Below are 13219 nucleotides of genomic sequence, written 5' to 3' on the forward strand. Positions count from 1 at the left end.
TTTGATTTACCTCCTATGTGTTGATATAATAGAATTTATAGTTGGATGTAACGGGAATGGTGAAAATATGAATCAAATCAAAATCCTTCATTGCGCGGATTTGCATTTGGGCGCGGAGCTTACGTCGATCGGAAACGCCGCAAGGCAGCGCCGTGAAGAAATGTTGCTGACCTTTGACCGCATTGTTTCCCTTTGCAGGGAGGAGAAGGTGGAGCTGCTTTTAATAGCCGGCGACCTGTTTGAAAGCTCGGGGGTGGATATCGGCGTGGTTCATTCCGTCCAAAAGTCCCTTTCCGAAATTCCGGATACCATCGTTGCCATTGCCCCCGGGAACCATGATTATCTTTCGGCGGATTCCCCTTATTTTGAAGAGGACTGGCCGGAGAATGTACATATTTATCAGGCGGGCCTCACTTCCTTTGACTTGCCGGAAAAGGGCGTGCGCGTGTGGGGAACCGCATTTACGGGAACGTATGTAACGGAAACGCTTCTGCCGGAAAGAAGCATTTCCGAGGACGACACCATTCAAATCTGCGTGATGCATGGGGATTTGGTTGCGGAAAATCAGACAAGCAACTACAACCCGGTTTCACCCGTACAAATCCGTTTCAGCGGCTTTGACTATCTTGCTCTCGGTCATATTCATAAGCGCACCGAAATCCTGAAAAGCGGGGCAACCGCATACGCTTACTGTGGCTGTCCGGAGGGAAGAGGCTTTGATGAGCTGGGCGAAAAGGGCGTTTATATTGGTACGGTCTATAAGGGCGGGGTGGATCTTTCGTTTCTTCCCGTCTGCAGGCGGATGAACCTTGAGGAGCCGGTGGACATTAGCGGGGCGGTTAGCAATAATGAAGCAGCGGAGATCGTTCTGCGCACCCTGCGGCAGCGGTATGGAGCGCGCTGCGCGGAAAATCTGTATAAGGTGATTCTGAAAGGGGCGTTGGATGCTTCCTATACGCCGGACTGCGCGGCAATTGCCATGCGCCTTGAGAAAGAGTTCTACTATATCAAATTAAAAGACAAAACGCATGTACAGGCGGACTTGAGCGAATTAGCAAAAGAAAATTCGCTCAAGGGAATTTTTGTACGGAAAATGCTGGAGAAGATAGACGAATGCAAGTCGGAGGAACAGGCGTCCCGTTGCAAACGGGCGCTTTATATCGGCTTAAAAGCGTTCGACAGCGAGGTGACGCTGCATGAAAATTAAGCGAATCCATATTGACCATTTTGGAAAGCTGAAAGATTTTGAGCTTGCGTTTACGGACGGCTTTCAGGTTATTTACGGAAAGAACGAAGACGGCAAAAGCACCATTATGGCGTTTATTAAAATGATGTTTTACGGTTCGGCGGGGAAAAGCTCCGACCTGACCAAAAACAAACGGAAAAAATATATGCCGTGGGACGGCTCGAAAATGTCCGGTTCCATTGAATTCGAATGCGGCGGGACAGTTTACCGGCTGGAGCGCCTTTTCGGCGCGTCGAACGCGACGGATAAAATCAGCCTTTGGAATCAGACGACCGGGGAAAAGGAGAAAATCGCGAGCGGTACCAACCTTGGGCAGAGGTTTTTGGGAATGGGGGATACTGCGTTTGAAAAAAGCGTGTTTATCGGGCAGGCGGGCAGCATGGCCGGAGCGGATAAGGACGATGAGATCACCCAGAAGCTTTTGAACCTTGTTTCAACGGGGGATGAAAGCGTTTCGCAGAAAAAGGTGGACACCCGCCTGCAAAGTGCAAAGGAACAGTTAAAATCCAAAAGCGGGAAAATCGGGATTCTGGATAAACAGTATCAGCTTCTGGATTCCCTTTCGGACGAACGCGCACAGGCTTTGCGGCGAGAGGAAGAAAAAAAGCAGATGGAAGCCCGGCGCATACAGATGGCGGAAGAGAAGGATGTGCTGGAAAAGGAATATCAGCAGTATCAATCCCAATACAGCCTTCAGGAAAAGTTGCGGCAGCTTGAAGGCTTTGAAAAATTGGTCCAGAAAAAGCAGAAAATTGAGAAAGAGCTTCTGGATTGCGACAACAGGGAAACACAATTGGCAAAGTGGGACCCCGCTTTTGTTCCGGAGGTTTTTGTAAGCGAGGGCGAGGAACAGATTGCCCGGATTCAATCTTTGAAAGAGGTTGCCAGCGAAAGGGATCGAAATGTCCAGGCTCTGGAAGAGGAGGAGGTCGCCGTTCCAGCGAAAGCTGAAATTCCGCCGGAACAGATCAGCAGTATCATCAAAATGGGCAGGGAACAGGCTTCGGTACAAAAGTCCCTGAGCGCCTTGAAGGAAACCATACAGAAGCTTTCGCAGGCAGAGAAGCTGCGCTCCGAATATGAGCAGGAAGTGGAACGGCTCCGGATTCAGAAGGAGGAGAATTCCAGACAGGAAGCTTCGCTGAGAAACGCCGCTGCGCAGCATGAACAAATCCGGGATACTGTAAACCGGCTGAAAGAGGAAGCGAAAAAGAGCCGGCAAAAGCTGGATTCCCTGAAACAGGAACAGGAAAGCATAAATACGCAATATCAGGTTGCTCTGCACAATTTAAAATCCGTGCAGCAGCTTTCCAGCCAAAAAATCGAAGCGGCGGAAGAAAGGCTGAAGCAGGCTCAAACGCCCAAACAGGTTCTTGTGAAGCAGGATGTCGGACGAAAAGGAAATGTGCCCCTGTTTGCCGCGGTGGCGCTTCTCCTTCTTTTATCCATATTGTTGGGCGTATTTCTTCATCCGGCCTGTTTTGCAGGCGCTGGAATCGCGGCAGTTTTGCTTGTCCCTGCGCTTGGCAGAAAACAGGAAAAAGAAGTTGCCACTACGGTGATTGATGAAGAAGAAGCGGCGCGTGCGAAAGCCGGGCTTGAGCAGGTGCGCCGTTCGGCGGATTTGGAGGTGGAAGCAGCCGAACGCTCGGTGAGCGATGCGGAAAGCAGGCAGAAGGAATTACAGGAAAAGTTCGCGCGGATGCAGGAGAAAGCAGAAGAAGTGCAACAAAGGCTTCAAAGCGCGCTGGAGGACTTGTCCTTTGCGGAGCAAAAAAGAACGGAGCTTGAAATCAAGCTGCGTTTTGCCGGTGAAAAGTTGACGGAGCTTACAAACAGCGTTAAGGAAAAACAAGCTGCGCTTGCCGGAAAAGAGGAAGCCCCGTCTGCTGATCTTCAAAGCCTTCAGGAGCAGTTTGAAACCCAATCTGCCTATGACCAAGCGCTTGACAAGCAGATACAGTCCCAGCTAAAGAGAATAGGCTGCGAGACCCTGGAGGAATTGCAGAACAGGCAGATCGAGCAGAAAAGCCGGCTGGCGAAAACGCTGGCAAAACAGGAAAACCTGGCAGGGGCCAAAGCGGATGCAGCACAGGCGAGGGAGGACTTGAACCAAGGCATCCAAAGACTGATTTCCTATATTCGGAAATATATTCCCGTATCCACTTTCGAAGAAGCGGTTCATGCCTTTCAACGGTTAAAAAAGGAATTGCAGGCCATTCATACCGCACGTGTAAAAATCAACAGTCAGCTGGAGTATTTGAAAGAGGAGATGCAGGGCCGCACGCTGGAACAAATACAGCGGGAAGCGGAAGAAATCCGCAACGAAATTCTTCGCCTGAATGGCGGAATCCTGCCGGAAAAACTGGAAGACGACGAGGCGGAAAATCTCAAACAAAAAAGCATGGAAAGCCTGGAACAGTACCAGAAAGCTTCGGAAGAGATTGTCCGGTTGAGTTCGGAGATAAAAAACCGCTATGCCGGGCAGAAAAGCGTCAGTGAGCTGGAAAATGGAATGGAACGGTTAAAACACGAGATTGACGAGAACGAAGATACCTTTGCGTGCCTTGACATGGCGCAAAAAACCATAATGGAAGCGTTTAATGAAATCCGGCAAAGCTTCGGGCCAATTTTAAATAAGAAAACCGCTGAAATTTTCCAAAAACTTACCGGCGGAAAATATAACAAGGTAATGATTTCCAGAAATTTCGATATTAATGTACAGGATGTGGATAGCGCGGTTTCGCATGAATGGCAGTACCTGAGCAGCGGTACGGTGGATCAGGCTTATTTGGCGCTGCGGCTGGCTGTGGCGGAGCTGTTGTCGCAGAATGGGGAAAAGCTGCCTTTGTTTCTGGACGATGTTTTTCTGCAGTACGATGACGGTCGGGCGGAAGAGGGGCTGCGTTTCCTTTCCGAGTATTCGAAGAAAAACGGCGCATCCCAGATCGTTTTATTTACCTGTCGTCAAAGTATTCGCTCTTTTACAATCGACAATAATTTAGGGACGGCGATAAAGTCCTTTTAAGTTTTGTTAAGCAAATTTATATTCAATTATTTCTTTTTATGGGAAAATATGGTACTATAAGTTTGTATACAATTTGATGAAACCCGCATGAAGGCTTTCGCTATGTCTTGGGGGGATATATGTTGAAGAGTAGAATTAATACATCCATAACCGCAATTCTTGTTATGGCCGCAGCTATTTTGGTTATAATTCTGTCTTTCAGCCACTATACCCTTTTAGTAAAAAATACGTTTACTGAAGATAATCAGAAGAATTTAGCGTCGGAAGCGGGCCAGGATGCTCTGATTGTAAGAAATGAGTTGCAATTTGCGGAAGCCTCTGTCAGAGGGCTTTCCAAAGTGATGGAAGCACAGTACCATTCCCTCGGTAAGGAAGAAATCCAAAGCTTTTTAAAAAAGATGGATTCATCCGACCCCATAATTTCTCTATCGTATGTGCAGGCGGATGGCACCTGCTATTTTCAAGATGGGCGGATCCTTCCAATTGCCGACCGTGCGTATTTTAAAAAGGTAATGGGCGGTTCCATTGTGATAGCTCCCGTTGAAGATTCCAGACTGGACGGGAAGAATATGATCGTTGCAGCCGCACCGGTTCGGCTTTCAGGCAAAACAGTAGGTGCAGTTCAAGCAATTATCCCGGCGAATAAAATCGACGCGCTTCTCAACGTAAACGGCAATGAGGATTTTAGTGAAACAAACATCGTTCTTGGGAATGGGACGATTATCTCCACAACCAATCCCGAAAAACGGAATAGCAATATCTTTTCCAATACGAATTTAACCTTTGAAGATTCCAACGGTTTGAATCTTATCAAATCCAACATGCGCGGTGGAAAATCCGGGAATTCCCACTATTATACCAATAAAAATGAATATTTCGTTTTTTATATGCCGTTGGGAATCGAGGACTGGTATATTTTTAAAACGGTTTCCGTAAGTGAGATAGCCTTCAAAACCAATAAAATCATGCATTATACCATTCCTCTTATGGCCCATCTTATAGTCGCTATGCTTTTATTCATCTTATATATGGTACTTTCTGATCGAAAGAACCGAAAGATGATCCGCAATAAGAATGATGAGTTGCGCTCCACAAAGGTTGAGCTGGAAACCTTTATTGCCAACCTGCCCGGCGGCGCGTTCCGATACAATGACAGCGAGGATATGGAGTTCCAGTTTGTAAGCGACGGGCTGTTGAAAATGTTTGGTTACTCGCGGGAACAGTTTTTAGAAAAGTATCACAATTCCTTCTGCAATATGATCTATGGGGAAGACCGCGTTCAGACGTTGAACAACCTTCGCCAGCAATTTACGCAAAGCAAATTTGCAGAAGTAAAATACCGGATTGTCACTTCAGAGGGAGAAATACGCTGGTTTTTAAACCGTGTTCAGATTGTTACCTGCGAGGACGGGCAAAGGCAGTTTTATGCCGTTGTGATCGACATTACGGAATCCAAGCAGGCCCATAAAAAGGCCAATGACGCCATGAAGCAGCTTCTGACCCTGGCAAACAGTATTCCGGGCGGCGTTGCCCAGTATGCGTACGAGGACGGAAAACTAAAGCTTGTTTATGCCAGCGAGGGATTCTACAGGCTTTGCGGATATACGGAGGAAGAATACAAATCCAAGGAGCATGAAGGCATCGAGAACGTTCATCCGGATGACGCCCGTTTTTTGTCCAGTATGATATCCAGGCAGATTGCGGAAAAAAGGCCGATTATGGCGGAGTTCCGGATGGTGCAGCGCGACGGAAAAGTGATTTGGGTGTCTTTAAGCGGAACCCGCACGGTGAATCAAAACCAGCAGGTTTTCTATCAATGTGTCTTTTCGGATATTACAACGCTGAAAATGACGCAGGAAGAACTGGAAGTGGAGCAGGAACGGTACCAAATAGCGGAAAACCTTTCCGATGATATTATGTTTGAGTATGATATTCCGGCCGACTGTATGGAGTTTTCTCCGCTCTTTACCGCTTTAACCGGAAGGCACCCGAACATTTCCGGGTTTTTAGAAAATATTTTACAGAATGAAAGTATATGCGATAAGGATTTGCCCGAATTTAAGGCTTATTTAAACAAATTGCGGATGGGCAATGCGGATTCGGAAACCGAGGTCCGCTTTATAACAAAGTCCAATGAGTTTATTTGGCACCGCATAAAAGCGAAAATTATCTATGATTCGTACGGCAGGCCGAGCAAAGCAGTTGGGAAGGCGTACAATATTGATAAGCAAAAAAAGGAGATGCAGCGGCTGCTGGATAAATCCCAACGCGACCCACTGACCAATCTTTTCAACAAAACCGCGACACAGTCCCAAATTGAAGACCATCTGGCGGAGTCGGCGCCTGTTGAAAGGCATGCGCTGATGATGCTTGATATTGATAACTTCAAAGCGATTAACGACCAGTTCGGCCATATGACCGGCGACGAAGTCATTATGGAAATATCCCACAGGCTCCAGAAGCTTTTCCGAACGTCGGATGTTGTCGGACGTATCGGCGGGGATGAATTTGTTGTGTTCTTGCGCGATATTTCCGCCGATGATCTGATCGAACAGAAGGCAAAAGCCATGTGCGAGATTTTCCGCACCACGCATGCAAGCAAGGATTTATCGTATCAAATATCAGGGAGCATCGGAATCGCGCTGTTCCCGGAGGACGGGAAGACCTATCAGGAGTTGTATCCAAAGGCGGATGCCGCCCTGTACAAGGCGAAACGGCGCGGAAAGGATTGCTACGAATTTTATTCGGAAGAGGATGATTTTTGCGATTAGACGGCATGGGAAACCATACCGCCTTTTCTGTTTTCATGCGGACTCCCCGGTACAGCCGGGGTGCCCGTAATGTGTAATTCCGTCCTTTTGTGTGAGGGGAAAAGCGCCCAGCGGCAATAAAAGGAAGTAAACGGTATATACTACTTTCAGATTTTGCATTGAAAGGCGTGTATAAAATGGCGGTAAACCGGCTTATGCGGGCTGCGCTGCGTGCACTTTCTTACACGGACGTCGATTTTGGGGATCAATATAAGATGCAGAAAAAGATTATCCGGATAGCAAACCATCACCGCAAGCCACCCTACAAAATGTGGGACCATGTTGTCGCTTATGAAAATCATGCGATTCCGGTGCGGATCTTTACCCCTTCTGATAGTGAAAGCAAATCCATTATCCTCTTTTTTCACGGGGGCGGGTGGATAACCGGTTTTATTGACAGCTATGACCGGGTCTGCGCCAATTTAGCCGAGATGACCGGCTATACCGTTGTGTCGGTCGATTACCGGTCGGCGCCGGAATATCGTTTCCCAGCGGCGCCGGAGGACTGCTATCGCGTTACGCGCGAAATATTCCTTGAACCGTCCCTGCTTCAAACGGAACCGGATCGGATCACACTTATGGGCGACAGCGCCGGCGGAAATTTGGCTGCTGCGGTGTCCCTAATGGCTCGTGACCGGGGCGAATTCTTTCCTGCGCGTCAGATACTTCTTTATCCCTGTGCCTATCACGACCATACGGAGCAATCCCCCTATGCTTCGGTACGGAGCAGCCATAAAAAATATCTGCTTACCGCAAAACGGATCAACGATTATATGGCGCTGTATATGGCGGATGAAAAGGATTTGCAAAACCCCTATTTTGCCCCGCTGGCATCCAAGGATTTCAGCAATCAGCCGGACACGCTCATTATTACGGCGGAGCACGATCCCCTGCGGGACGAGGCGGAGGATTACGGCAAAAGGCTGAAAGAGGCCGGAAATACGGTGGAGGTGCACCGGATTCCCGATGCGCTTCACGGCTTTTTTGCAATGCCTCCGGTTTTTTCCCAGGTACGGGACTGTTATAAAATTATTTTGAATTTCCTAAAGATTGAAAAATAGGATAAATTCACCAAACTCAGAAAAAAGAATCCGTCAGAATTATGAAATTATTGTAAGATTGTGTAGAAAATAGTATAATAAGGACGGAATAAGCTTGTGAAATTGCCAAGGGGGATTTATAGATGAGCAGCGTAATTTCAATATCCAATCAGAAGGGCGGGGTAGGGAAAACAACCACTACCTGTAGTTTGGCGGCGGGGCTGAAGAAAAGGGGGTTCCGCGTCCTAATGATTGATTTGGATCCGCAGGGAAACCTCGGCTTCAGCGTAGGTGTAGACACCGACATCTGCGCGACCATTTACGATGTTCTGAAAGGCGATGTGAAAACCCAGTTTGCCATACAGAAATCCGATACGGCCGATCTGATCGTCTCCAGTATTCTTCTGAGCGGAATTGAATTGGAATTTACGAATACAGGAAGAGAATATTTGCTGAAAGAGGCCCTTAAGCCGGTTATGGACCTTTACGACTATATTTTGATCGATACGCCCCCAGCGCTCGGCATACTTACGATCAACGCGTTTACTGCCTCCGATACGATTATCGTGCCCGTTCTGTCTGATATTTTCAGCCTGCAGGGGATTGGTAAGCTATATGAAACCGTCGAACGTGTGAAAAAATATTGTAACCCAAATCTGGATATTGCCGGGATTTTGCTTACGAAATTTAACCCCCGTACCCATTTGTGCAAAGAAATTCGCGGTACGGCCGCGATGATCGCGGAGGACTTAAATATCCGCCTTTTTGACACATACATAAGGAGCAGCGTTGCTGCCAGCGAAGCACAGTCGGTTCAGCAGAATATTCTGGATTATTCCCCAAGAAATAATATTGCAAAGGACTACCAGAGCTTTACAGATGAATTTCTGAAAAAGGAGGCCTAATCGTATGGCAAAAACCAAGAAAGATATTGATAAGGATTTAATGTATAAAATGCTGATGCCTTCCGGTTCCAAAACCATTAAGGCCTCATTGCAGGAGGAACAGGAGGTTCAGCAGCCGTCCTCAGAAAAAAGCACGCAGGCGGAAAAATTGTCAAAGGAAGAGGAAGCGCCGAGCCCACACAGAGCCATGATGCGCCGCGAGCTTGGGATTCCGCTAATGGATACCCAGCAGACGGTTCTGGTGAACACGATGGAAGCCGTTGTGCTGGAAAAGCTGGAGGAAGCATTAAAGCGGTTTCAGTGTTGCCGGTGCGACCGGTGTAAAAAGGATATGGTTGCTCTGGCGCTGAACCGGCTTTCACCCCACTATATGGTTCTAATGGAAGGGCAGCCGGCGCCCCGGTTGGATGCGCAGACCAACGCGGCGGTTGTAACCGCGGTCATTAAGGCAATTTTGGCGGTACGTTCCCATCCGAGGCATTAAATACACAGGCACCTTTGCGGGTGCCTTTTTTTGAATTTTCATGAATCCTGCTGGCCAGACATATTTTCCATCCTTTTTATTCATAATAATCCTGTTATGAATAAGGCGTGTGAGAAAGGTTTTGCGGTCAAGATGGAGAATGAAATCTACTACTGGGGAAAACGGCGGAGACGCGCAAAATTGATTTTTAATCCTGCATCGGGTTCGGCAAACGCTTCTCCCGTCCAATTAATGAATATTATCAGCATGTTGCAGGAATGGAAGTTCATTCCCGAGGTGTACCTGACGGAACCCGACAGCGATTATGCCAAAATGGTTCAGGAAACCCTTGTACAGGGCGTGAACCTTTTTGTTGTATGCGGCGGGGACGGAACCATTTCCGCGGTTGCCAGGGAAATTGCCGGCTTGCCTGCAACGCTAGGGATTATTCCAACGGGAACACAGAATAATATTGCGCTCAGTCTGAATATACCGCAGGATATACCGTCCGCTATTTCCATCCTTCGCTTGGGGGAACGGGTGAAAATCGATATGGGAATGGTGGTTTATGGGGATATGAAAATGCCGTTTTTGGAAGTCTGTTCCGTCGGACTGATGTCGTCCCTGTTTTCGGCCGGGGATGACATTCAGCATGGCCATTTCGAGCGGGTGGGGGACTTCCTTGCAACGCTGGTTTCTTCTACCCATTCAAAAATCAAGCTGTCAATGGATGACCGACGTGAAATTGTCCGGATGGGGCATGTTGTGCTGGTAACGAATATGCCGCACGTTGGGCGCAACTACCGGGTAGGGAATAAAGCCGCTTTTAAAGACGGGCTGCTGGATGTCCTTCTCTTTTCCAACCTGAATAAGATAAACCTGCTCGGCTGCGCTTTAAAGGGTTCGGATATAAGCGAAGTGGAAGATCCGAGAATCGAACATTATCATGTTCATAAAGTCGATATTGAAACCATGCCGCCCATGCAGATTATGGCGGACAGCGTTCCGCTGGGGACCGGGGCGGTTCATATCGAAATGAATCGGCGCGCGCTTGCGGTGATGCTTCCGCGTTCCCAAAAAGAAAATAAGCAAGCGAGGAATCAAAAGAAAAATGACTGATATTTTCAACCATCCGAAAGTGAAAAAGTGCGGGAAGCTGATCTGCCGGCTCCGGTGTTTGCACCCTTCCGTCTGGCTCCTTGTGATCCTTACGGCGCTCGCTTTTTATGTAACGGTTGTCCCCCTCAATTTTTGGAAGCATGTCTGGCTTACCATGCGGGAGCACTCCGTACTGCTTGCCATGCTCTTGTTTTTTTGCCTTCTGGCGGTTTCGCTGGTATGGACGGAAGGCCAAAACATAGACGCCTATGTCTTTACGTTTTTTAACGGATATGGAAAACGGCCGCGCTGGCTGGATCGTACCATGATGGCGTTGACGGAACTTGGCAACGGTATTGTAACCGTTGTAATCGCTTTGGTGCTTTACTTTGCGGTGAATCCGCATCTGGCGTATGAGTTTGTATTCGGAACGCTGACGCTTTGGCTGGTTGTGGAAGGAATCAAATCTTTCATAAAAAGGCCCCGCCCGTTTTCCTATCTGGAAAATGTCCGTGTTGTTGGCACACGCGCAAGAGGAAAGTCCTTTCCCAGCGGGCATACCGGTCAGGCGTTCTATATGGCCACCATATTATCGCAGTATTTTAAAGGACATATGTTTGTTGCGGTTGTGCTGTATTTGCTGGCCGCTCTGGTTGGGACAACGCGCATGTATATGGGGATGCATTATCCCCGGGATGTGCTTGCGGGAGCAATTTTAGGAATCTTCTGGGGGTTCATCGGCGTAGTTGTAAATGCAGTGATTTTCAGGGTGATTGGATTTTATTAAATAAAAGCTTTTCGCAGAAAAGAAAAAATGATGAAATTGTAACCCAATTGGTTCGATAGCCAATTGGGACTTTTTTTAAAATAAAATAAATTCAAAAAATTTGCAGCAGAGTTCCATAAACAAAGGAAAAATATGGAGATTGGACATTCTGTCAATGACTTTGGTCATATTTTTCACCAAAATTTTTAAAAGATTTTAAACAAAGTAGTTTGTGTGACAGTTTAAACAATATTCGTAAAATGTTTATTTACTTTTTGGCAAATCCTACCTATAATTCTGTATAGAACATTTCCAAGAATTACCTAAAACATAGGATTGCTGTTGAATTTTAAAAATTAAAAAAGGAAGCGCAGATGAAAACACCTTGCCTTTAAGGAAACGATTTTTAAACGGAAACAGGAATCTCTATTTTTATGTACTTCTAAGAATGTTCAAAAAAAAGAAAAGAGGATTGTGAAATGGTGAAGAGGTCAAAATTCAAAAAGCTTGGCGCACTCATTTTAACGTTCGCGTTAACAATGTCCGTGTTCCTGCCGTCGGCGGCTGCGGCTGCACAGAAGAAGGAGTCGCGCCAAAACGACTACCCGATTGTTCTCTGCCACGGCTGCAACGGCTGGGGAAGAGACGAAGCCTTCGGAAGGCTTGCGTTCAACGCCAAGTATTACTGGGGAGGCAATGTCGATTTTCAGGAAGAATTGAACGACAGGGGCTTTACAACCTACACAGCCGCTGTAGGTCCGCTTTCCAGCAACTGGGACAGAGCGTGTGAGCTTTATGCGCAGATCAAGGGCGGTACGGTCGACTACGGCGAGGCGCACTCGAAACGTTACGGCCACGCCAGATTCGGCAGGACCTATAAAGGCTTTTTGCCGAATTGGGGTCAGGAAGATGAAGACGGAAATATTCAGAAGGTTCATTTGATCGGCCACAGCCAGGGCGGCCAGACGGTAAGGCTTTTGTCGGCGCTTCTTGGCGAAGGTAGTGCGGAAGAGAGAGCTGTTTCCGGTGAGAATGTAAGCCCATTGTTTGCAGGCGGCCACAACTGGATTAGCAGCGTTACCACCATGGCAAGCCCCCATGACGGAACCACTCTTGCCGATGTGAAGGGAACAAACAAGGTTGCCGCTGTTGCTCTTGCCGCAGTTGGATCCGGTCTTGGCAATATTCCAAATGCCAATGAAGTCTACGATATTAAGCTCGACCAGTTCGGGTTGAAGAGAAAATCCGGAGAAAGCCTTAAGAAGTTCCTGAACAGGGTTCTTAATAGCAGTATGTGGACAAACAGCAAAGACAACTGTGCTTATGATTTAGGCACGGACGGTGCAGTAGTGCAGAATAGATGGGTCAAAGCCCAGCCCGATACCTATTATTTCTCATGGGCATGCTTGGGAACAAAGAAAAATCCAATTTCTTTCGAGGGCCACCAGATTGCCGATCCGCTGCTTATGGGTGACAAAAAGCTTTACAACGCGCAATGGGCGGCACAGGCGGCGTTCATGGGTTCGTATCACCGTAAAGATTATTCCCGTGAAATCCCCATTATTGATGAAACATGGTGGCCGAATGACGGTTATGTCAATACCATCTCCCAAAGCGGTCCGCACTATGGTTCCACCGATATCATCGAAGATTTCGACGGTACGCCGAAGATTGGCCAGTGGAACTTCATGGGTATAAAACATATCGACCATGAAGACATCATCGGCAGAAACTGGGATGGAGCTTTGGACTTCTTTATAGAGACAGCAACAATGCTCAGCCAGCTTCCGAAATAATTCTGTTTTTACATAAAAAGCTTCAGTTGGTTTGTTTAAACCAACTGAAGCTTTTTTTAGATAAATT

At 47.4% G+C, this 13219-nt stretch carries 9 protein-coding genes; all 9 read left to right on the forward strand.

Features of this window, described 5'->3' with window-relative positions; genetic code table 11:
- Positions 1–67 precede the first annotated feature (67 nt).
- The 9 genes from CAGA_RS00185 (at position 68) to CAGA_RS00225 (ending at position 13152) form a co-directional block, all read left to right on the forward strand.
- Positions 68–1207: a metallophosphoesterase family protein gene (locus tag CAGA_RS00185; RefSeq protein ID WP_167875111.1), complete on the forward strand. Its 1140-nt coding sequence runs from the start codon at positions 68–70 to the stop codon at positions 1205–1207.
- Positions 1197–4274, forward strand: a complete 3078-nt coding sequence (locus CAGA_RS00190; protein WP_135656495.1) for an AAA family ATPase — start codon at positions 1197–1199, stop codon at positions 4272–4274. Before CAGA_RS00185 ends, CAGA_RS00190 begins: the two co-directional genes overlap by 11 nt.
- 119 nt (positions 4275–4393) lie before the next feature.
- Complete coding sequence (locus CAGA_RS00195) at positions 4394–7045, forward strand: sensor domain-containing diguanylate cyclase (protein WP_135656497.1); 2652 nt, start codon at positions 4394–4396, stop codon at positions 7043–7045.
- A gap of 176 nt (positions 7046–7221) precedes the next feature.
- Entirely contained in the window at positions 7222–8145 is a 924-nt protein-coding gene (locus tag CAGA_RS00200) for an alpha/beta hydrolase (protein WP_135656499.1), read from the forward strand.
- A gap of 122 nt (positions 8146–8267) precedes the next feature.
- Positions 8268–9029 (forward strand): ParA family protein, encoded by a 762-nt coding sequence (locus CAGA_RS00205; RefSeq protein ID WP_135656501.1) that lies wholly within the window; start codon positions 8268–8270, stop codon positions 9027–9029.
- Positions 9030–9033: 4 nt separating this feature from the next.
- The gene (locus tag CAGA_RS00210) at positions 9034–9513 is read left to right on the forward strand and encodes a late competence development ComFB family protein (protein ID WP_135656503.1); all 480 of its coding nucleotides are present in this window, start codon (positions 9034–9036) and stop codon (positions 9511–9513) included.
- Positions 9514–9693: 180 nt separating this feature from the next.
- Positions 9694–10611 carry a diacylglycerol/lipid kinase family protein gene (locus CAGA_RS00215; RefSeq protein ID WP_167875112.1) on the forward strand — a complete coding sequence of 306 codons (918 nt, stop codon included), beginning with the start codon at positions 9694–9696 and terminating at the stop codon, positions 10609–10611.
- The gene (locus CAGA_RS00220; RefSeq protein ID WP_135656507.1) at positions 10604–11377 is read left to right on the forward strand and encodes a phosphatase PAP2 family protein; all 774 of its coding nucleotides are present in this window, start codon (positions 10604–10606) and stop codon (positions 11375–11377) included. The genes CAGA_RS00215 and CAGA_RS00220 overlap by 8 nt, the downstream gene beginning before the upstream one ends.
- 458 nt (positions 11378–11835) lie before the next feature.
- Complete coding sequence (locus tag CAGA_RS00225; protein ID WP_243112885.1) at positions 11836–13152, forward strand: esterase/lipase family protein; 1317 nt, start codon at positions 11836–11838, stop codon at positions 13150–13152.
- The last annotated feature ends 67 nt before the right edge of the window (positions 13153–13219 follow it).

The sequence above is a fragment of the Caproiciproducens galactitolivorans genome, from assembly GCF_004768785.1.
In the GTDB taxonomy this organism is placed as follows: domain Bacteria; phylum Bacillota; class Clostridia; order Oscillospirales; family Acutalibacteraceae; genus Caproiciproducens; species Caproiciproducens galactitolivorans.